A 22,152-nucleotide genomic window follows, 5' to 3' on the forward strand; every position below is an offset into this window, starting at 1 on the left:
TTACTTCAGCAGATCAGCGTAGGCGCTGTCCTTTTTCTTCTGCAGGTACAGCACGAACTTGGAGCCGATCACCTGTACGCAGTCGGCACCGGTGGCCTCAGCCAGCTTGACCGAAGCTTCACGGGCATTGTACATGCTGTTTTCCAGCACCTTGAGCTTGATGAGCTCACGGGCATCCAGACAGTCTTTCACGCCCTGGATCATGGTCTCGTCGATCTCGCCCTTACCCACGATGAAAACGGGGTCCATGGTGTTTGCCTTGCCGCGCAGAATGGCGCGCTGTTTGCTTGTCAGCATAGTTTTTTCTCCTTTATTTTGAGGTTGATATTTCGATAAAGAAACGATTTAGAATTGTCTCCGCTTGTGGTGAGAAACTCCTTCAGTCAAAGCCTTGCGGCTTTGCCAGCTCCCTCAAAGAGGGAGCCTTTGGCAGAAACGAAACGCTTGCCGGACTGCCAAAGGCCCCATCTCCGAGGACGACTTCCCCCGGCCGGGGGAAGATGTCACCGTAGGTGACAAAAAGGGGAATCTGTCTGCGAAGCAGACTGGGGGAGTTCATTCTGCCAGAAATCCCGGCAGCTGCTGTTCCAGCACCGCCAGCGCATTGCCGCGGTGGCTGATGGCATCCTTTTCGTCCGGGGTCAGCTGGGCGTAGCTGCGGCCCTCGGTGTTGGGGCGCTTATCGTGCTTTCCCACGCCGCAGTCGGTGGGGATGAACAGCGGGTCGTAGCCAAAGCCGTAGTCCCCGCACAGCCGCTCAAAGGCGATGCTGCCCGGGCACTCGCCCATGCAGGTCAGATGCCGCCCATCCGGCAGGATGAAGCACACCGCGGACACGAATTTTGCACCCCGCTGCCCGGCAGGCACAGCCTGCATGGCGTCCAGAAGCCTGTCGTTGTTGGCTTCGTCGTCGCCGTGGCGGCCGCAGTAGCGGGCACTGTACACGCCGGGCGCACCGCCCAGCGCATCCACGCACAGGCCGGAGTCATCGGCGATGGTGGGCAGGCCGCATGCCCTGCAGATAGTCTCGGCCTTGATGAGGGCGTTCTCGGCAAAGGTGGTGCCGGTCTCCTCCGGCTCGATGGTGATGCCCAGCTGCTTCTGGCTGACCACCTCGTGGCCCTGCGCTTCCAGAATGCGGCGCAGTTCGCGGAGCTTTCCGGCGTTGCCGGTAGCTGCACAAATTTTCATGCTGCGGCCCTCCTTAGTGCTTCCACTGTCGCGGGAGCAGCTCTTCCACAAAGCCCTCCGGGGTAAAGGGCAGCAGGTCGTCGATGCCCTCGCCCACGCCGATGAAGCGCACCGGCAGGCCCAGACGCTGCTTGACCGCTACCACGCAGCCGCCCTTGGCGGTGCCGTCCAGCTTGGTCAGGATGATGCCGGTAGCATCTGCAGCCTTGCAGAATTCCTTGGCCTGACTGATGGCGTTCTGGCCGGTGATGGCATCCAGCACCAGCAGCGTTTCAAGGCTGGCTTCCGGGCTGGCCTTCTTGACGCTGCGGCTGATCTTGGAAAGCTCTGCCATCAGGTTTGCCTTGTTGTGCAGACGGCCTGCGGTGTCGGCAATGACCATGTCATAGCCGCGTGCGGTGGCAGACTTTACGGTGTCGAAAATGACAGCCGCCGGGTCTGCGCCCTCGCCTGCGCTCACAATGGGCACACCGGCGCGGTCGGCCCAGATCTCCAGCTGTTCGCTGGCTGCGGCACGGAAGGTATCGCCTGCGGCCAGCATCACCTTTTTGCCCTCGCGGGTATAGTGATCGGCCAGCTTGGCAATGCTGGTGGTCTTGCCCACGCCGTTCACGCCAATGACCAGAATGACGGCCGGCTTGCCGGAAAGATCCATCTCGGCATCCGGTGTCATTTCCTCGGCAATGATGTCGCGCAGGGCATCCGCCGCCTCTTCGCCGGTCTTCAGGCCCTTTTCGTGCACACGGTCGCGCAGCTTGTCCACCAGACGCACGGCCACCTCGCCGCCCACATCCGCAAGGATGAGCTGCTCTTCCAGATCATCGTACATATCATCGTCGATGACGCTGCCGGTGAGGGTGTTGAGGATATTGCCCCAGAAACCGGTGCGGGTCTTTTCCAGACCCGTTTTCATTTTTTCCTGTTCTTTTTCTTTGTTTTTCTTGCCAAATCCGAAGAACCCCATGGTGTCCTCCTATCTTTTTCTTTAATATATATCAGGAAACCAGCGTTGCGTCAACCTGTTCCAGATCAAGCTTGAGCAGCTTGGACACGCCGTCCTCCTGCATGGTAACGCCGTAAAGCACATTCGCGGCTTCCATTGTGCCGCGGCGGTGGGTGATGACGATGAACTGGGTCTTGTCGCTCACCCGGCGTAAGTACTGGGCAAAACGCACCACATTGGCATCGTCCAGAGCGGCTTCGATCTCGTCCAGAATACAGAACGGGGCCGGGTTGACCGCCAGAATGGCAAAGTAGATGCTGATGGCCACCAGCGCCTGCTCGCCGCCGGAAAGCGCTTCCAGATTCTTGATCACCTTGCCCGGCGGTGCCACCCGGATGCCAATGCCGCAGGAGAGCACATCGCTTTCATCCTCCAGCACAAGGCTGGCTTCGCCGCCGCCGAACAGCTCGGTAAATACGCGGCCAAAGTTTTCGTTGATGGCGCGGAAGCTGTCGGAGAAGATCTCCCGCATCTGTGCCGAAAGCTTGGAGATCATGCGGGTCAGCTCATTGCGGCTTTCCTCCACATCGGTCACCTGATGCATCAGGGCATCGTAGCGGGCCTTGACCTCCTTGTATTCCTCGATGGCGCTCACATTCACGCTGCCAAGGGCGCGAATTTTGCCGCGCAGGTCGGCCACCTGTGCGCGCAGGGCCGTCAGGCTTTCAAACTCCACGCAAAGGTTCTCTGCCTGACTGACCGAGAGCTGGTATTCATCCCACAGCTTTGCCACGGTCTGGTCGTACTCGGTCTCGGCAGCGGCCTTGCGCTCTGCAAGGCGGGCCATCTCGCGCCCCATTTCCTCGCGGCTGTCGGAGGAAGTGCGCGCCCGGCTCAGTGCCGCTGTTTCAGCCTGCTGGCGTTCCAGCCGCTGTTCGGTAGCTTCGCGGATGGCCTTTTCTTTTTGGGCGATCTCGGTCTGGCTGTCGGACTTTGCCTGCCGGATGGCTGCAATTTCTGCCCGGCAGCTCTCGCTGCGCTGTGCCAGTGCCCCAAGGCTTTCTTCCAGCGTGGCGCGGCGGGCAGCGGCATCCTGTGCCCGCTGCTGCAGCGCTGCGATCTGGCTGTAGGCCAGTTCTGCATCCTTCTGGCGGGTCACCTGTTCCAGCCGCTTTGCGCTGAGCTTTTGGCTCAGTTCGGTCTGCTGGGCCACAAAGTTGTCGTCGCCTTCGGCAATTCGGTTCATCTCCGCCGTCAGCAGGTCGATCTTTGCCGTCAGCCGGGCCTGCAGGCTGGCAGCTTCCTCTACTTTGCCACGGCTCTCTGTCATGGCCGCCTGCAAAGCGTCGATCTGCTGCTGGCCGTTGCTGCGGGCCGTTTCCAGCTGGGCGGCAGCAGCTTCCAGCCGCTTCTGCTCTGCCTCGGCACGCACTTTGTCGTTGGCGGCGGTGATCTGTTCACTGGCCGTGGCGGTCAGCTCTGCCTGAAGGGCATCTACCTGCTCTTTGCAGCGGTCGGTCTTTTCCTGTGCAGCAAGGCAGTCTTTTTGTAACTTGGCCGCTTTCACCCGCAGCTCTTCCATCTCCTGCTTGCGGGTGAACAGGCCTGCGCTGCGCTGGACGCTGCCGCCGGTAAAGCTGCCGCCTGCATTGATCACCTGACCATCCATGGTCACGACCTTGCTGCGAAAGCCGTTGTCCCGCGCCACGCGAGAAGCTTCGTTGATGTCGTCCACCACGATGATGCGGCCCAGCAGGTTCGATACGATGTTGTCATACCGGCGGTCGGCCTGCACCAGACTGGAGGCAAGCCGTGCCGTACCGGAGAGTCGGCCACGGAACACGCCGGGCTGGACGGTATCCAGCGGCAGGAAGGTGGCGCGGCCTGCATTGTCATTGCGCAGCAGGGCAATGGCCGCTTTGGCAGCGGCTTCGTTCTCTACCACGATGTTCTGCAGCGCACCGCCCAGAGCTGTTTCCACAGCCACTTCACAGCCCGGCTCCACCTTTAAGATGGCGGACACCGGCCCGATGATGCCCCGCAGGCGGCGGGCACCGGCAGCACGCATGACGGCCTTGACCGAGTTCTGGTAGCCGTCCATGTTCTTTTCCAGTTCCCGCAGCACGGAAAGGCGCTGGCGGGCCGCATCCAGCTCACGGCCAAGGCACTGCTCTGCTGCGTCGGCATCGTCCAGCGCAGCCTTGCGGCCTTTCAGCTTGAGTTCCACGCCGGAACGGACATTTGCCAGCTGCTTCTCGTTTTCTTCCAGCATCCGGCGATACTTGATGGTGTCGTCCAGATCCTGCTTTGCTTCGTCCCGCTGGGCGGTGCTTTCCTGCACGCTCTGCTCAAGGGCAGGCAGGCGCTGGCGGGCTGTTTCCCCGGCAGCTTCGGCAGCGGCCTGCGCCACCTGCGCTTCGGTGCGCCGGGCTGTCAGGCCGGCAAGTTCTGCTTTCAGGGTATCCTTGCGGGCACCGCTGGCACTGCTAGCATCGGTCAGACGTGCGATCTCCGCGTTCAGCGCATCGATCTCTGCCGCCAGCTTTTCGCCCTCCGCTTCCATGGTCTTTGCCACGGCCCGGTGGCGTTGCAAGGCGGCCTGTGCCTCGGTGCTGTCCTGTTCCCCGGCGCTGATCTCTTCCTTCAGGGATGCGGCGCTCTCCTCGTTGCGGAGGATGTCGTTTTCCAGCACAGCGATACGGCTCTCCGACCCGCTGATCTGCTCGGTGATGCTGCGGATATCCCCATTCAGGCGCTCAACAGCAACCGTAAGCTGCTGTGCCTGCATCCGGATCTCCTCAGCCTCCTGCTCGGCGGCTTTCGTCTCCCGGTCAAAGCGCTCGTAGTCGGCCTGTGCTGTCTCGTAGTCCCGCACCTGCTGGCGCACGGCTTCACGCGCGCGGTGCACACCGTCGGTCCACAGGGTCACTTCCAGCGTTTTGCGCTGTGCGGCCAGCTCGAGGAACTTTTCTGCCTTGGCGCTCTCTTTTTCCAGCGGGCCTACCCGGCTTTCCAGCTCGCCAAGGATGTCCCGCAGGCGTTCAAGGTTTTCGCCCGCCGCAGCAAGGCGGCGTTCTGCCTCGGTCTTGCGGTAGCGGTACTTGGCAATACCGCAGGCTTCCTCAAAGATCTCGCGGCGCTCACTGCTTTTTGCGGCCACGATCTCCGCAATGCGGCCCTGCCCGATGACCGAGTAGCCGTCGCGGCCAATGCCGGTATCCAGCAAAAGTTCGTACACATCCTTCAACCGGCACACCTGCCCGTTGATGGTATACTCGCTGTCGCCGGAGCGGTAATATTTGCGGCCAATGGTCACTTCGTCCGCATCCACATCAAAGGTGTGGTCTGCGTTATCCAGCGTCAGCCGCACCTGCGCAAAGCCCATGGCTCCGCGCCGCCGGGTGCCGCCGAAGATCACGTCCTCCATCTTGCCTGCCGCGCGCAGCTGGCGGGAGCTGGTCTCGCCCAGCACCCAGCGCACTGCGTCCGAAAGGTTCGACTTGCCGGAGCCGTTGGGACCTACCACGCCAGTAACGCCTGCGTCGAACCGAATTTTGACTTTATCGGGAAAGCTCTTGAAGCCCTGGATCTCCAGTTCCTTGAATACCATTTACTTTTCCTTTATCACACCCAGCAGCTTGAGCGCTTCTTTTGCGGCGCACTGCTCAGCGGCCTTTTTGCTGCGGCCTTCGCCACGGGCCACGCGGTCAGAGTTGAACCGCACAGCCACCACGAAATGCTTGTCATGATCCGGGCCGGACTCGCTTTCTACTACATAGCTCAACCGCTCTTCCGGGTTCTGCTGCACGATCTCCTGCAGGCGGGTCTTATAGTCAGCCTCGGCGTGCTTGCCCTCGGTGATAAAGGGCAGGATGAAGCTGCGGGCCACATCCATGCCGCCATCCAGATACAAAGCCGCGATCAGCGCTTCAAACGCATCGGACACAACGCTGGGGCGGGTGCGTCCGCCGCAGCGCTCTTCGCCGCGGCCAAGGCGCAGGTACTCGCCCAGATCGATCTCCTGCGCGAACTGAAACAGTGCACCCTCGCTGACAAGGCTGGCGCGGATGCGGGTCAAATCGCCCTCCGGCCGGTCGGCATAGGCGTGGAACAGATAGTCTGCCGAGACGATCTGCAGCACGCTGTCGCCCAGAAATTCCAGCCGCTCGTTGTGCTTGACCGGGGTGCGGCTCTCGTTGGCATAGCTGGTATGGGTGAGCGCGATCTCCAGCAGCTCCGGGTTTTTGAACTTATAACCAATAATTGTTTCCAACTGATGGCTCATATGTTTTAGCTCCCTTATTGATGGTCAGCATCCTCGCCCTCTCAGGCTCACGTCCGTTCGCCAGCTCCCCCAAAGGGGGAGCCCTTGGCAAATCGATGCAGTCTGCACGAACTGCCAAAGCCTCTCACTCTGAGGAAAGACTCTCCCCGGCCGGGGAGAGATGTCACAATAGCGACAGAGTGGGGAATGTGGCATTGCGAAGCAATGACGGAGAGGGCAAGCCCGCTTCCCTTATTCCTCAGTTTTCTGTGCCGCAGCCAGCTCGTCCAGCGCAGACTGCATGGTGCCGCACAGATCGTTCTCCACGCAGATCTTTGCCTGACGGATGGCGTTCTTGATGCCCTTGGCTTTGGAAGAACCGTGGGCCTTGATGACCGGCTGCTTGGCCCCCAGGAAGGGTGCGCCGCCGTACTCCTCGCTGTCCATCTGGTGCTTCAGGTCTGCCACGCTGCCCTTGAGCAGCAGATAGGCCAGCTTGCCGCCGAGGTTTGCGAGGAACATTTGTTTCAGCATGCCCAGCAGCATTTTTGCCACGCCCTCGGTCAGCTTGAGGATCACATTGCCGGTGAAGCCGTCGCACACCACCACGTCCACTTCGCCACCCGGCACATCGCGGGGCTCGATGTTGCCCACAAAGCGGATGCCGGGGGTGGTCTTGAGCAGCTGGTGGGCTTCCTTGAGCATGGGGGTGCCCTTGCTCTCCTCGGCACCGTTGTTGGCCAGCGCCACGCTGGGGCTGCAGCGGCCTTCCACCTTGTTCACATAGCAGCTGCCCATCACGGCAAAGGCTGCCAGCATCTCGGGGCGGCACTCCACATTGGCACCGCAGTCCAGCAGCAGATAAGCCTGCTTTTTGGCGGGCACCATGGTAGCCAGAGCCGGACGCTTGATGCCCTTGAGGGTGCGCACGATGAGGCTTGCGCCCACATGCAGCGCACCGGTGCTGCCGGCGGAAACAAAGGCATCGCCCTTGCCGTCTTTCAGCATGTTCAAGCCCACCACGATGGAGGAATCCTTCTTCTGGCGGATGGCACGGGCAGGCTCATCGCACATATCGATGACCTCGGTGCAGTTCACCAGCTCAATGCCGTCCAGCGGGATGCTGTTCTCCTGTGCGGTCTTGCGCACCAGCGCTTCGTCGCCCACACCTACGACGGTGATGCCGTACTCTTTCACGGCCTGTGCGGCACCCTCCAGCACCGCCAGAGGGGCGTTGTCGCCGCCCATCATATCCACGATAATCTTCATAGCTTTTCTCCCTTCTTAAAGAGAAGTTTCATCCAGCCAGTGCTGGAAGCTGGCAACAGCGCGCTGAGCCTGTGCCATGTAACGCAGGCGCTTGTCCCGCGGGCGGCTCTTCTCCGGCAGCGGAGGAAGGATGCCCATATTCGCGCCCATGGGCTGGAAGTGCTTGTTCTCGGTAGTCAGGTACTGCACCAGTGCGCCGCACATGGTGTCGGCAGGCGGGGCGGGCAGCTCTTTGCCTTCCAGCCGGGCATACAGGCTGCGGGCCGCCAGCAGGCCGCAGGCAGCGCTTTCCATATAGCCCTCAAAGCCGGTGATCTGGCCCGCAAAGAACACATTGGGGTGTTCTTTCAGGCACAGCTGGGCGCTGAGCACCCGGGGCGCATCGAGGAAGGTGTTGCGGTGCATGACACCGTACCGCACAAACTCGGCATTTTCCAGCCCGGGGATCATGCTGAACACCCGCTTCTGCTCTCCCCACTTGAGGTTTGTCTGGAAGCCCACGATGTTATACAGGGTGCGTTCCTTATTTTCGGCCCGCAGCTGGACATTGGCCCATGGACGGTGTCCGGTGTTGGGATTCACAAGGCCCACCGGGCGCAGCGGGCCGAAGCGCATGGTGTCGGCACCCCGGGCGGCCATAATTTCGATGGGCATACAGCCCTCATACACGGTGACGGTGTCGGCCTTTTTGCCGTGGGCATCCGGGTCGGGCTGAGCAGACTGCTCGGCCCCGGTGTCAAAGTCGTGCAGCGGGGCACGCTCTGCCGAAGCGAGAGCTGCGTGGAATTTCTCGTACTCTTCCTTGTTGAAAGGGCAGTTCAGGTAGTCGGCCTCGCCCCGGTCATAGCGGGAGGCGGCAAACACCTTGTTGTAATCAAGGCTTTCAGCGGTGACGATGGGGGCCACAGCATCGTAGAAGTGCAGACGCTCGTCCCCGGTCAAGGCCCCGATCTCATCGGCCAGTGCGCCGTCGGTCAGGGGGCCGGTGGCCACCAGAATGGGGGCAGATGCATCGATGTGCTCCACCTGCTCCCGGTGGACGGTGATATTTTCACAGCTTTCCACCATGCGGGTCACTTCGGCGCTGAATGCGTCGCGGTCCACCGCCAGCGCACCGCCAGCGGCCACGCGGGCCGTCTCGGCGGCGTTCAGCAGCTGGCTGCCCATCCGCCGCATCTCTTCCTTCAGCAGGCCGGAAGCAGAGTCCAGCCGCTCAGCTTTCAGGCTGTTGGAGCAAATCAGCTCTGCAAAGCCTGCGCTTTTGTGTGCGGGCGAAAAATGCACGGGCTTCTGTTCGTACAGGTCTACCTGCACGCCCTTGCCCGCCAGCCAGAGGGCGGCTTCACAGCCCGCAAGACCCGCGCCCAGCACGGTTACTTTATAGTTCATAGTTTTATCCTTTTAGTCCTTTTTCGGCACCGGCATCTCGTAGCCGCAGCCTTCCTTTGCGCAATACAGCTTGGAGCCTTTGCGGAACATGGTGCTGCCGCACTTGGGGCACTTGGTGGGCACCGGCATGTCCCATGTCATAAAGTCGCAGTCCGGGTAGCGCTCGCAGCCATAATAGATGCGGCCCTTGGAGCTCTTGCGCTCCAGCATACGGCCCTTGCCGCACTTGGGGCAGATGCCGCCGGTATCCTTGACCAGCCGCTTTGTGCCCCGGCACTCCGGGAAGCCGCTGCAGGCCAGGAACTTGCCGTACTTGCCCACCTTGATGACCATGGGCCGGCCGCACAGGTCGCATACCTCACTGGAAGGCTCATCCGGCACCTTGACCTTCTTGCCTTCCATGTTCTTTTCGGCCTGCTCGAGGCTTGCCGCAAAGCCCTGGTAGAAGTCATCCACCGTCTTGTGCCAGTCGGCCTTGCCGCTCTCGATCTTATCCAGATTCTTTTCCATCTGGGCGGAGAAGTCCACATCCACGATGTGGGGGAACTGCTCCAGCATCAGGCCATCCACCGCCCGGCCCAGCAGGGTGGGCTTGAGCTTTTTCTGGTCGCGCTCCACATAGCCGCGGTCGATGATGGTGGTGATGATGGGCGCATAGGTGGAGGGACGGCCGATGCCGTTTTCTTCCAGTGCCTTGATGAGGGTCGCTTCGGTGTAGCGGGCGGGCGGCTGGGTGAACTTCTGCTCGCTCTTGAGGTCGCGCAGCTTCAGCACCTGACCCTGCTCCAGCGGAGGCAGGGCGGTCTCCTTCTTTTCCTTTTCGTCGGTGGCTTCCTCGTACAGGACGGTGAAACCGTCAAAGGTAACGGTATAGCCGCTGGCCTTGAAACGGTAGTCCGCCGCGCTGACCGTGACGGACACGGTGTCCTGCTGGCAGTCTGCCATCTGGCTGGCCATGAAGCGGCTCCAGATCATGCGGTAGAGCTTTGCGGTGTCGCCGCTGATGCTCTTGTCCACCTCGTCCGGTGTCAGGGACGGCACCGAGGGACGGATGGCCTCGTGGGCATCCTGTGCGGCAGTGGCGCTCTTGGTCTTCCATGTGCGCTTGTAGGGGCAGATATAGGCTTCACCGTAGGCCCCTGCGATATATTCCTTTGCGGCGGCAACGGCTTCATCCGAGATGCGCAGGCTGTCGGTACGCATGTAGGTGATCAGACCCATGGTGCCGTGGCCTGCAATGTCCACGCCTTCGTACAGGGTCTGGGCAGCGCGCATGGTGCGGGTGGCCGTAAAGCCCAAGCGGCGGGATGCCTCCTGCTGCAGGGTACTGGTGATGAAGGCCGGAGTGGGCTGCTTTGCCCGCTTGCCCTTTTTCAGCTCTGCCACCACGTACTCGGCCCCTTCCAGACCCTTTTCAATGGCGCGGGCCTCGGCTTCGCTTTTGGGCAGCAGCTTTTTGCCGCTGGCATCGGTGGCCAGCCGGGCGGTAAAACTCTTGTGGCCTGCGCCGAGGGTGGCATCCACGTTCCAGTATTCGTCGGGCTTGAAGCTCTCGATCTCCTTTTCGCGGTCATCGATCAGGCGCACGGCCACGCTCTGCACGCGGCCTGCGGAAAGGCCCCGGCGCACCTTGCGCCAGAGGAACGGGCTGAGCTTGTAGCCCACCAGACGGTCCAGCACACGGCGGGCCTGCTGTGCGTTGAACAGATCTTCGTCGATGGCGCGGGGATGGGCCATGCCCTCCTTCACGCCCTTTTTGGTGATCTCGTCAAAGGTCACACGGTTCGGCTCGTGGGGGTCCAGCCCCAGAATGTTTGCCAGATGCCAGCTGATGGCTTCGCCCTCACGGTCCGGGTCGGTTGCCAGCAGCACGCCGTCTGCGTGTTTGGCCTTGCTCTTCAATTCCTTGATGAGCTTTTCCTTGCCTTTGATGCTGATGTACTGTGGGGCATAGCCGTGCTCCACATCGATGCCCAGCTGGGAAGCGGGCAGGTCACGGATATGGCCCATGCTTGCGGTGACCTCGTAATCATCGCCCAGATACTTGCCAATGGTTTTCGCCTTAGCAGGCGACTCCACGATAACCAGTTTCGCCATTCGAGTTTACTCCCATTTCAAATTTTCTTTCTTCTCTATCAGAAACGCACCGTGCAACTGCACAGTACGGGATTCTCTATTTTTATATCATACCACAGCTGTTGTGTGCTGCGCCAGCAGAAATTATACTATTTTATCACATACCGCTTGCCCGGCATGCACAGCACCCGGCCGGAAAGCTCCAGCTTCATCAGGGTGCCCAGCAGCACCGCTGTGGGCAGGCCGCTGCGCACGCAAAGCTCCTCAATGCCAAGGGGCTGCGGCCCGATGCAGGAAAGCACCTTCCGCTCATTCTCGCTCAGAGGCTCCGGCTGCTTTGCCGTCACCGCCGCTGCGCTCTGCCGGCGCAGGCCCAGCGGGCCAAGCAGGTCCGCAGCAGAACACACGGCACGCGCTCTGCCGTCCCGCAAAAGGCCGTTTGTGCCTGCAGAATTGGGCGAGTAGATGCTGCCCGGCACCGCGAACACCGGCTTGCCATAGCGTTCGGCGTGAGACACGGTGGACATGGTGCCGCTTTTTTCCTGCGCTTCCACCACCAGCAATGCAGAGCTGAGCGCCGCAATGAGCCGGTTGCGCTGCAAAAATCCATTTGGGCCAACGCCCTCACTGCGAGGCGGGTACTCACTGATCACGCAGCCCTTCTGCTCGATCTTGTGCCGCAGCACCACATTGGCCGCAGGATAGGTGCGGTCGATGGGCACGCCCATCACAGCAATGGTAGGGCAGTTGTTTTTGACAGCAGCGCGGTGCCCGGCGCTGTCCAGCCCGTCCGCAAGGCCGCTGACGATCAAAGCGCCGCTTTTGGCCAGTTCCCCGCCAATGTCCGCCGCTGCGTTCAGGCCGTATTCGGTAGGCTTGCGGCTGCCCACGATGCCCACCGCGCCCGGCTCGTTGAGCCAGAGCGGATCACCGGTGCAGTAGAGCACCAGCGGCATATCCGGGATGCGGGAAAACGCCAGCGGATAGTCCGGGTCGTCAAACGGCAGGATGCGCACACCCAGATCATCGCACCGCATCACCAGCGGGTGGTACTGTTCCGGGGCCAGCTGCTGCGCCCGCAGAGCGGCTGCTTCCCCCGCTGCAAGACGAAATTCTGCCGTATCGCGGGCTTCCCATGCTTCCTGTGCACCGCCAAAGGCATCCAGCACACGGCCCGCGTGAACGCTGGCCGGGCCAAGCACATGGGCCAGCCACAGCCAGCACAGCAGCGGATCCGGGGCAGGCTCCGGCGGGAAAAGGCTGGTCTGCCCTGCAAGGCCGCTCATAGGCTTTCCTCCCGGAAATGCCACAGCAGGATGCTGCCCGCAATGCCGGCGTTCAGGCTTTCCACCCGGTCGGTCATGGGGATGCGCACCGTGCTGCTGCAGGCAGCAATGGTCTCATCGGTCAGGCCCTGACCCTCGCTGCCGATGACGACGCAAACGCCGCCGGGGTAGCTTGCCTGCGCCGCGCTCAGCGGCTGAGACTTGTACAGCGCGGCAGCAAGGCAGGTGATCCCCTTTGCGCGCAGCTGGGTGATGGCATCGGGCATGGCACCGGCTTCGATCACCGGGATGCGTACTGCCGCACCCATGGAAGCGCGCAGGGTCTTGGGGGCATACACACTGGCACAGCCGTCGCTCAAGATCACACCGTCAAAGCCAAAGGCCGCAGCAGAGCGCAGCAGGGTACCCACATTGCCGGGGTCCTGTACCCGTTCCAGCGCCAGATACCGCCCGCCGGCCTTCACTTCGTCCAGTGTGTGCACCGGGGTGCGGAACACGCCGAACACTCCCTGATGGGTGCCCACATCGGCCAGCTTATCGGCCACATGGTCTTCCACAAGGTAGTGTTCACCGGGCAGACCAGCAAGCTCCGGGCACTTTGCCATAGCGCTTTCCGTATAAAACAAGGTCTCCAGTTGCGCACCGCGGGCAAGCTCCGGGCAGAGCTTGCGGCCCTCGGCCAGAAAGCGGCCCTCGCTGCGGCGGAATGCCGCGCTGGAAGAAAGGCGGCAGGCGTATTTGATCTTTGCGTTTTCCCGGCTGGTGATTTTTTCGTCCATCGTGTGTATTCAACCTTTCGCTGTACTGTCGTTCAAAAAGTAGTCTGCCGTCTTGTTCAAAAAATGCAAAAAGGGCAGCGTCTGCCACAAAGTGTTCCTGCGGCAGGGCGCTGCCCTGAAAAACATGTTCCCCTGCCGTAAGAACCCCGGATACAAAACGGACGCCCGCGTATACGCGCGGGCGTCACGATTCAAGTTCCTAATCAGGCGTTCTTGACGGTCTCGACCAGAGCTGCAAAGCTCTTGGGATCGTTAATAGCCATCTCAGACAGCATCTTGCGGTTCAGCTCGATGCCAGCCTTCTTCAGACCAGCCATGAAGGTGGAGTAGTTCATGCCCAGAGGACGAACTGCGTTGTTGATGCGGCAGATCCACAGGTTGCGGAACTGACGCTTCTTCATGCGGCGGCCAGCCAGAGCGTAGTTGCCGCTCTTCATGACCTGCTGCTTGGCCATCTTAAAGTGCTTGCTCTTGCAGCCGTAGAAGCCCTTGGCCAGCTTCAGCATCTTCTTACGACGTTTGTGAGTCATGGTTGCGCCCTTGATACGTGCCATTTTTTATATCTCCTTTAGTTGTCTCAATAGAATGTGTTTGCCTGCGGCTCGCTCTTAGGCGTAGGGCAGCATGCTCTTGATGGTAGCTGCGTTGGTCTTATCAACGTAGCTGGGCTGACGGTAGCCACGGGTCAGCTTGGTGGTCTTCTTGGTCAGGATGTGGCTGCGGAATGCGTGGCCGCGCTTGATCTTGCCGTTCTTGGTCAGCTTAAAGCGCTTCTTAGCGCCAGAGTGCGTCTTCAGTTTCATCTTAGCCATTTTAGTTTCCTCCTAAAATTAGTCCTTATTGGGTTTCGGGATCAGCAGAATGGACATCGTGCGGCCCTCGAGCACCGGCGGCTTATCGGTGGATGCCTGAGGCAGAGCCTCGGCAAAACGTTTCAGCACGTCTGCGCCCAGAGCACTGTGCGCCATTTCACGGCCGCGGAAGCGGATCGAAACCTTAACCTTGTGGCCAGCTGCCAGGAACTTGGCAGTCTGGTTCAGCTTGGTATTGAAGTCGTTGGTGTCAATGTTGAGCGAAAGGCGGGTCTCTTTAACTTCGACCACCTTCTGGTTCTTCTTGGCTTCCTTCTCCTTCTTCTGCTGTTCAAAACGGTACTTGCCGTAATCCAGCACCTTGCACACAGGCGGAACAGCCTGCGGTGCGATCTTGACCAGATCCAGACCAGCATCTTCAGCAGCGCGCATGGCCACCTGAATGGACACAACGCCCTTCTGCTCGCCGTCTGCACCGATCAGACGGACCTCACGGTCACGGATCTGACCGTTGATCTCCAGTTCCTTCGACTTTCCAGCGGTAGCGATAATGAATGCACCTCCAAACAAAATCCATTTTGTTGCAATATTTGGCATAGAAAACGCGGCCGCCCATTTCCAGGACAGCCGCGCAAAAATTCACTCAAAGCCGCAGTCCATTCATAATGAACTGCCTTCAGGTATAGCCCGGGGGATCTTTCCCTCGCAAGGCGAGCGCGGCACAGGCCGTAGCTGCTTTCTTTACCCGGTTATTCTACCACAGGCAGAAAGCGCTGTCAAGCACTTTTTATGCGTTTTGCGGGAAAAATATGACTTTTGAACCCTCTCAGGCGCTGACGCGCCAGCTCCCCCGAATGGGGGAGCTTTTACCGAGAAGGCAAACTTTCCGGTTATTGCACAAAGCTCGCCCTTCGGGAGAGCTGGCAGCGCCGCAGGCGATGCCTGAGAGGGTTTTCCTCCTACGCTTCGATCAGCCTCCCCAGCTCCAGCGAGTAGATGCCCTTATACGTTACCTTCTTTGGCGCAAAGCGCTTATCGATGGCAAGGGCATAGAGGTTCAGCTGCGGGCGGTAGGCCCGCAGGAAGTCCGCTTCGGTCTTGCGGCGGTCGGTCTTGTAATCCAGCAGTTCCAGATGATCCGGGAACACCAGCACAAGGTCTGCAATGCCCTGCACCAGCACCTGCTCATCCTGCACGGCAGCGGCTTCCTGCGCGGAAGCTCCCTGTGCCGTCAGCACGGCCGACGCGGGCAGCGCCGTGATGAAGGCCAGCTCCCGCAGCACCTTTTCGGCTGCGCAGATCTTTGCAAAGGCTTCGCTCTCGGCAAAGCGGCGGATGCGGCCTGCATTGAGTTTTTCCGCAATTTCCGGGGCCACCAGCCGGGTGTCCACCTGCCGCTGGCGCTCTGCAAGGATGGCTTCCTCCAGCGTGCCCGCCGCTTTGGCAGCAGCAAGGGAGGCAAAGTCCGCGTGTTCCAGAAAAGCGTGCAGAGCCGTGCCCATCTCGGCGGCGGTCAGGCCGTCTTTGGAGAGGAAAGCAGGGCGTTCCAGCGTGGTCTGCTCGGCCTTGTGCACGATGCTGGTCACGCTGACTTTGGCGGGCACCGCAGCCAGTTTTGCCGCCGGATACCGCCATGCAAAGCCCTCCTGCAGCTGAGCCACCAATGCCGGGTCTGCCGGGACAGGCTCTGCCGCTTCCGGTTCCTGTTCCGGTGTTTCCGGCTCCGGCTGAGCTTCCTGCACCGTGACCATGATCTCGCTTTCCGTAAACACAAAGGGCAGTTCCAGATCTCCTGCCAGCCGCCGCAGCGGCCCGCCGAAGGGATGCACCAGCAGCGCTGCACGCAGCCAGTCGGCAAAGCTGCCCGCCTGCTGGTTCAGCGTTTCTCCCGCGCCCGCAGCAAGGAATGCTGCCGCCTTGGCAAAGGGATTGCCGGTCTTGGTCATGCCCAGCGGCACCGTGAGGATCAGCTTATCCTGTGCACGGGTGAGCGCCACATATAAAAGGCGCATCTGCTCGCTGCGCGTTTCCTGCGCATGGACGCTGGCAAGGGCTGCGTAGGCTGCAGTCTTGTACATGCTCTCGCCCTGTTCCGGGCGCAGGCGCAGGCCCGCGCCGTATTCCCGGTGCAGCAGCACCGGCTGGTAAGTGTCGCTCAGGTTAAAGTGCCGGGCCGTGTCGCCCACGAACACCACCGGGAACTGCAGACCCTTGGAGCGATGGATGGTCATGATGGTCACACAGCCAGGCCGCGCACCGCCGGGCACAGTGTCCTGCCCGGTAGAACCGGCCTGCGCCGCCGCGTCGATGGCACGCACCAGCGCCGAGATGCCGTTTGCACCGGTCTGTGCACAGAAAGCCGCAAAGCGCCGGGCATCTTCCCGGCGGTGCGCACCGTTTTCCAGTACGCCCAGCGCGGCAAGATAGCCGGTGGAGACAAAGATCTCTTCCAGCAGCTGTTCTGCCGGGGCACTGCGGGCCATGCGCCGCAGTGTGGTGAGCCGGTCATAAAAGTCTTTCACCTTTTGGGTGAACGGCGTTTCATCGTCATTCTGCACCACCTGCAGCACTGCGCCGTACAGACTCATGCGGGAAGCCCTTTTGCCCGTTTCCTTCGCGCCCTGTTCCTCCTGCGCCTTTTTCTGCATTGCGGCGCTCTGGGCACGCAGGCGTACAAGGTCGTCGTCCGTAAAGCCGAACATCGGCCCCAGCATGGCGGCGGCAAGGTAGATATCCTGCGCCGGGTTGTCGATGACCTTCAAAAGCGAGATCAGCGGCCGGATGTGCGCTGCTTCCATCAAGTTTTCGCGCGCATCCGCATACACCGGGATGCCCCGGGCCGTGAGCGCTTCCTCATAAGCGAGGAAGTCGCCGCGCGCCGCCAGCAGGATGCAGCAATCCTCGTACTGCACCGGGCGGGTGGAGCTGCCGTCCCGCACTGGTTCGCCGTTTTTCACCAGTTCTTCAACGCGCTGGGCGATCCACGCCGCGTCGGTCTCAGCGGTGTCGTCGGGCAGGAAGTGCGCTTCCACGCTGCCTGCGTAGTCGCCGGGTGCACCGCACACCAGCCGCTGGCCGTCGCCGTAAGCCGTATCGCCCAGCTGGGGGGTCATGAGCTGTTCAAAGATAAAGTTGATGCCTGCCACCACCTGCGGGGCGGAGCGGAAGTTCGCATCCAGCGCCAGCAGAGCGTTTCCGCCTGCCGTACCCTCCTCCGGGCGGGGGCGGGCAGTGCCGCTGGGCAACGGTGCCCATGCATTCAGCTTAGCCCGGAAGATGCTTGGGTCGGCCTGACGGAAGCGGTAGATGCTCTGCTTCAGGTCGCCCACAAGAAACAGGTCATCCCCCGCCGGGGAAGCAAGGCAGCGGTAAATGGCATCCTGCAAAGCGTTGGTGTCCTGATATTCGTCCACCATCACGGCGGCATAGCTCTGCCGGATGCTCTGGCACAGCGGGGTGCACACGCCATCCGGTGTGCGCAGCAGCCGCAGGGCCTGATGCTCAAAATCGCTGAATTCCAGCAGCTTGCGCTCCTTTTTCTTTGCCGAGAAGCGGGCATCAAAATCCCGCACGGCGGCAAACAGCGCCCGCAGCCGGGGCAGGGCCGCTCTGCGGTCGGCTTCGGCTTCCTCCTCGCTGCAGGAGACAAGCTCCGTAATGTGCTCAAACAGCTTGGCGGCTTCGTCTGCGCGGGTCCTGACCGCCGCCTTATGATCGCCGGTCAGCCGTTTTTTCATGCCCTTGAAGCCGGGTATCTCCTCCATGCCCAGCACATAGGGTGTCAGCTTATCGTACAGCGGTGTCCACTGCCCTGCCGCAGCCAGCCGTTCCACCTCGCCCAGCAGGGCGGCGGCGCTTTCCAGCCGGGAGAGCGGCTCTGCAAATTTATCGTTGACACCGGCCACGGCCTTTGCCTTGGAAGCAGCGGTCTTGCCTTTTTCCTCGGCCTGTGCCTGTGCAAGGACAAAATCTTCCTTACAGTCTGCCAGTGCTGCCGTCAGCAGTTCCCGCGCGGCCTTTGCGCAGCGGGCCGCTTCCGCCAGCAGCAGGTCATGCCAGCAGGTAAAAGCAAAGCCGTTTTCCCGCTGCCATGGTGTCAGATATTCGTCCAGCCTGCGGTCGTAGTCCGGCAGAGCGCGCAGAAAATCGTACACATGCAGGATGGTATTGCCTGCGGCCTGATCGGTGCGGCCCTTTCCGTAAAGGTCTGCAAAGGCACAGAAGTCCGGGTCGCGGTAGGCATTTTCCAGCGTTTCGGCCAGCGCCGAAGCCCGCAGCACCTCCACGCTGCCGGGATCTGCCGGGGCAAAATCCGGCGGGATGTCCAGTGCCTGAAAGTGCTTGTGCAGCAGGTCCAGACAGAACGCGTCAATGGTGCAGATGGGTGCGCGCTGCAAAAGCATCCGCTGGCGGCGCAGGCTCGTGTTGTGGGGCTGCTGCTGGCTGAGCCGCAGCAGTGCCTGCCCGATGCGTGCCCGCAGCTCTGCCGCCGCCGCATTGGTAAAGGTGACGATGAGCAGTTTGTCCGCATCCACCGGGTGGTCCGGATCGGTGATGAGCCGCACCGCGCGTTCGGTCAGCACGGCCGTTTTGCCGCTGCCCGCCGCTGCGCTCACCAGCAGCGCACCACCCCGGTCCTCAATAGCAGCGCGCTGGGCCGGAGTCCATTTGGGCTCACTCATGCCTGCTCACCTTCCTTTCCGTCGTCGGCTTCTTCCGGCTCAAAGGGCTTGGCCGGGGCTTCCAGTGCCCGTTCGCCGATGCCGGTCTCGTGGCAGCAGATAAAGCTGTAGTCGCACCAGACGCAGGGGTTCCTGCCCGCCCCGGCCACCAGCGGTTCCGCAGCGATCTGCCCATCGTAAAGCTGCTGGCCCATCTGGGTGACAAGATCATCCAGATGCAGCTGGATGCGGTTGAGCTTTGCAATATCGGCACGCTTATCCTTCTGGCTGGGGCTGGGTACACCGTTGCGGTAGCCAAAGGGCAGGTAGCGGCCCGTCTCATCCGCATCCATGGCATCGAACACCTTCTGCTCGTCCCTCACAAGGCCGTCCAGCTCGTACTGCACGTCCTGCTGTGCCTGCTGGCGGTTGGTGGTCTTGGGGGCCGGGTCTGCCAGCAGATACAGCACGCCTGCCGGTTCCGCACCGGTAAAGCGGCCGCTCTTATCCCGCGTCAGGCTGAACAGATACAAAAGCATCTGGCAGTCCAGCCCGCAGTATACCTCTTTCAGGTTCAGCTTTTTGGTGCCGGTCTTATAGTCCACCACCCGCACCCAGCGGGTGCCGTCTTCCTCCACCCACTCGTCGGCACGGTCCACCGTGCCCACCAGCTGCACCGTGCGTCCGTCCGAGAGATGATACACCTGCCCGGGCACGGCGTCCTCCCCGGAGCCGATGCGCAGCTCACAGGCTGCCGGGTGGAAGCAGGACTGCTTCTGTTCGTCCCGCAGGTAGCACAAAAGGCTTGTCATGCTTTTTTTGAGCCGCGAGAGCAGATAGGCGAACCGGGCCGTATCCTCCGGCAGATAACGCTTTGCATATTTATCCACCAGCAGGCTGGCAAGCTCTGCCATGGCATCATCGTCCAGCTCCAGAAATGGGGCCAGCCCGGCGCAGGGATTATCCGCATCCGGGTGCGGGTCCAGCGCCATCTGCAGCACCCAGTGCATCAGGGTGCCGCTCTGGTCGGCAGAAAGCTCAGCCCGTCTGCGGGGCTTCAGGCCCAGCACATACTGCAAAAAATAGCCGTAACGGCAGGTATAGTATTTTTCCAGCTGGCTGGGCGAGATGCGCAGCCGCTGCCCCAGCAAGCCGCTCAGCGCGGACAGGTCGTTCACCTGCCGGGGCGGGTCCTCCTCCATGCGGCGCAGCAGCGCAAGGCCCCGGGGTGCATCCGTCTGCGGCAGACGCAGCACCTCAGTCAGGCTGGCGCGTTCCGTGTCGGTCAGCGGCCAGCCGCCCAGCGTATCCAGTGCATCGGCGGGGGTGGCTGCAAGGTCGGGAAGCTCCAGCTCCGGTGCCGCCGGGTGCAGGGCTTCCACGATGGGTTCCAGCGCTGCGCACAGGGTCTTGCCCTGCCCCTTGGGCCAGCTGAGCCACAACCCCTTTGCCGGTGCGGTGAGGGCTTTGTAAACGCACACCTGCTCGCGCACCACGCGGTTCTCAAAGCAGTCCGGCAGATCGATCTGCTTTGCCATCAGAACATCGCGGTCGGCGTGGGTCAGAAGGCCCGTCTCGGACGGTGCACAGGGAAATTCGCCCTCCGCAAGGCCCAGCACGAACACATAGTCCGGCGCGTCCAGACGCATTTTGCCCGCGCTTGCCAGCACCACGGCATCCAGCGTCTGCGGGATGTGCCCAAGGTCCGAAGAGCGCAGCAGCAGGCTGAACAGGTCCTCATATTCTGCAAAGGTCACACCCTGCCCGCCCAGCAGGTGGGCCATCTCGTTGAGCAGCTGCATCACCACGTTCCACTCGCGGGCCGCTTCCTCTGCCGCCGGGATGCCCCGGGCAGTGCGGACGGCTTCCACCAGCGCTGCCTGCTGCTCTTCTGCACCCAGCTTTTTCAGGCAGAAATACAGTTCCCGGCTGATCTGTTCGGCGCTGCCGCCCCGCACCTTGCTGCGCAGTTCGTCCACGGCTGTTACCAGCAGCTGGCGGGCAGTCTCGGCATCCTCCAGCGTTTTTGCATCCTCATCGGACAGTTCATTTTCGCCGAAGCCCTTGGGGCTTTTCTCAAATTTTGTGCGCCATGCCGCCGCATTGGGTGACCAGGTATAGGCATAGTTTTCCAGCGCGCAGACCTGCGGCTCGGTCAGAGCGCACAGGCCGGTCTTGGCAAGAATGGTCAGGTTTTCGGTCATATCCGCACCGCGCAGCAGTGCCAGCAGTGCACGCACCGCCGTAGCCGGGGCGCTGAACTCCGGGGTGGTGGGTTCATCGCAGTAAAGAGGGATATCTGCCATGCGGAACTCGTACCGGATGGCCGCACGGTAATCCGGGATATTGCGGCAGACCACGGCCATTTTGCCGCAGCGCACGCCCTGCCGCATCAGGCGGCGGATGGCCGCAGCGGTGCAGCGGGCTTCCTCTTCCCGGCTGGCAGCGGCAAACAGCCGCACCTCCGGCGCAGCGGGCGGCACCTCACAGGTGCCAGTCTCCAAAAGCTCTGTCACAGCCGCAAGGCCGGGCGCATCCTTATGGCGCAGGTCGCGGCGCAGCAGCTCCGGCACTGCCGCATCAGTACCGTTTTTGCGGGCCAGCTGCCGCAGCTGTGCGGCCACCTGCTTTGCGCCGGAAAAAAGCCCCATATCCCCCGGCACCATGGGCGCACCGTCGTCGCACAGGGCCACCGTGACGGTGGGCAGCGCCGCCAGCATCGCGCCCATCAGCCGCTTTTTGGGTGCGTTGAAGGTATCGAACTCGTCAATGAACACCTCCCGCTCCCGCAGAAAGTCCGGCAGCTCGCCCCGGGCAAGAGCGGCTTCCAGCCGGTCAGCCGCCAGCTCCAGCCGGTCGGCGGGGTCCATGCCGGTGCCCGCCAGCAGCGTTTCGTATCCCTGAAAAATCAGTGCCAGCTCGCTCAGCTTGCCGCTTTCCGGCCCGCAGTCCGGCGCAAGCTCTGACAGCTGTGCGCCGGAAAGGCCGGCACTTTTCAGCTCGTCGATGGTCTGGGCCGCCATCTGGCAGAAGGCCGCACTGCGGCGGTGGCGGTAGTAGTAATGCACATGATCCTGCAGCTCTTCCAGCGCGCGGCGCACCAGCACGGCGCGGCCCGCGTCCGAAAGGGTCTGCACCGCCGCGCCGCCCTCGGCAGAGAGGATGCGCTCGGCCAGACTGGTAAAGGAAAAGCTTTCCACCATGCCAGAAAGAGCATCGCCCAGCTCCCGGTAGATGCGGCCCTCCGTGCTGGAAGTGAACTGTTCCGGCACCAGAAGGATGCTGCGCCGGCCTGCCTCGGCCCGGGCGCGGATGCGGGAATAGAGCAGGGTGGTCTTGCCGCTGCCGGAGCCGCCTAAAACCAGTTTGAGCATGGGGCACTTCCTCCTAAAAAAACGATCTGTGTTTATTGTAACACGAAAATCCTCTCAAAAAAAGTGTTATTATCTACCCTTTAGCCTGCAGCTGTGGTACACTTGGAC

Annotated in this window: 15 protein-coding genes; all 15 read right to left on the reverse strand. The window is 61.7% G+C overall.

The window, feature by feature from the left end; all coding sequences use genetic code 11:
• Complete coding sequence (locus GKG34_RS02985) at positions 1-297, reverse strand: YhbY family RNA-binding protein (protein ID WP_005944364.1); 297 nt, start codon at positions 295-297, stop codon at positions 1-3.
• 258 nt (positions 298-555) lie between these two features.
• Entirely contained in the window at positions 556-1,191 is a 636-nt protein-coding gene (rdgB, locus tag GKG34_RS02990) for an RdgB/HAM1 family non-canonical purine NTP pyrophosphatase (protein ID WP_154255568.1), read from the reverse strand.
• A gap of 13 nt (positions 1,192-1,204) precedes the next feature.
• Positions 1,205-2,155 carry a signal recognition particle-docking protein FtsY gene (gene ftsY / locus GKG34_RS02995; protein WP_005944371.1) on the reverse strand — a complete coding sequence of 317 codons (951 nt, stop codon included), beginning with the start codon at positions 2,153-2,155 and terminating at the stop codon, positions 1,205-1,207.
• A gap of 31 nt (positions 2,156-2,186) precedes the next feature.
• Complete coding sequence (smc, locus tag GKG34_RS03000) at positions 2,187-5,744, reverse strand: chromosome segregation protein SMC (protein ID WP_154255569.1); 3,558 nt, start codon at positions 5,742-5,744, stop codon at positions 2,187-2,189.
• Positions 5,745-6,419, reverse strand: a complete 675-nt coding sequence (rnc, locus tag GKG34_RS03005; protein ID WP_005944374.1) for a ribonuclease III — start codon at positions 6,417-6,419, stop codon at positions 5,745-5,747.
• A gap of 231 nt (positions 6,420-6,650) precedes the next feature.
• Complete coding sequence (gene plsX / locus GKG34_RS03010) at positions 6,651-7,667, reverse strand: phosphate acyltransferase PlsX (protein ID WP_154255570.1); 1,017 nt, start codon at positions 7,665-7,667, stop codon at positions 6,651-6,653.
• 15 nt (positions 7,668-7,682) lie between these two features.
• Positions 7,683-9,056 carry a methylenetetrahydrofolate--tRNA-(uracil(54)-C(5))-methyltransferase (FADH(2)-oxidizing) TrmFO gene (trmFO, locus tag GKG34_RS03015; protein WP_154255571.1) on the reverse strand — a complete coding sequence of 458 codons (1,374 nt, stop codon included), beginning with the start codon at positions 9,054-9,056 and terminating at the stop codon, positions 7,683-7,685.
• 12 nt (positions 9,057-9,068) lie between these two features.
• Positions 9,069-11,153, reverse strand: coding sequence for a type I DNA topoisomerase (gene topA, locus GKG34_RS03020; RefSeq protein WP_097781621.1), 2,085 nt, complete (start codon positions 11,151-11,153; stop codon positions 9,069-9,071).
• A gap of 128 nt (positions 11,154-11,281) precedes the next feature.
• Positions 11,282-12,418: a DNA-processing protein DprA gene (dprA, locus tag GKG34_RS03025; protein ID WP_154255572.1), complete on the reverse strand. Its 1,137-nt coding sequence runs from the start codon at positions 12,416-12,418 to the stop codon at positions 11,282-11,284.
• Positions 12,415-13,197: an RNA methyltransferase gene (locus GKG34_RS03030; RefSeq protein ID WP_097775255.1), complete on the reverse strand. Its 783-nt coding sequence runs from the start codon at positions 13,195-13,197 to the stop codon at positions 12,415-12,417. The genes dprA and GKG34_RS03030 overlap by 4 nt, the downstream gene beginning before the upstream one ends.
• Positions 13,198-13,400: 203 nt before the next feature.
• Entirely contained in the window at positions 13,401-13,751 is a 351-nt protein-coding gene (rplT, locus tag GKG34_RS03035; protein WP_005928218.1) for a 50S ribosomal protein L20, read from the reverse strand.
• Positions 13,752-13,805: 54 nt separating this feature from the next.
• Positions 13,806-14,009, reverse strand: coding sequence for a 50S ribosomal protein L35 (gene rpmI / locus GKG34_RS03040; RefSeq protein ID WP_005928215.1), 204 nt, complete (start codon positions 14,007-14,009; stop codon positions 13,806-13,808).
• 18 nt (positions 14,010-14,027) lie between these two features.
• Positions 14,028-14,606 (reverse strand): translation initiation factor IF-3, encoded by a 579-nt coding sequence (gene infC / locus GKG34_RS03045; RefSeq protein WP_005944384.1) that lies wholly within the window; start codon positions 14,604-14,606, stop codon positions 14,028-14,030.
• Between the two features lie 362 nt (positions 14,607-14,968).
• Positions 14,969-18,691: a UvrD-helicase domain-containing protein gene (locus tag GKG34_RS03050; protein WP_154255573.1), complete on the reverse strand. Its 3,723-nt coding sequence runs from the start codon at positions 18,689-18,691 to the stop codon at positions 14,969-14,971.
• Positions 18,688-22,044, reverse strand: a complete 3,357-nt coding sequence (locus GKG34_RS03055) for a PD-(D/E)XK nuclease family protein (protein ID WP_154255574.1) — start codon at positions 22,042-22,044, stop codon at positions 18,688-18,690. Before GKG34_RS03055 ends, GKG34_RS03050 begins: the two co-directional genes overlap by 4 nt.
• Positions 22,045-22,152: the final 108 nt, after the last annotated feature.

Source organism: Faecalibacterium sp. BIOML-A4 (assembly GCF_009679665.1).
Classification (GTDB): domain Bacteria; phylum Bacillota; class Clostridia; order Oscillospirales; family Ruminococcaceae; genus Faecalibacterium; species Faecalibacterium taiwanense.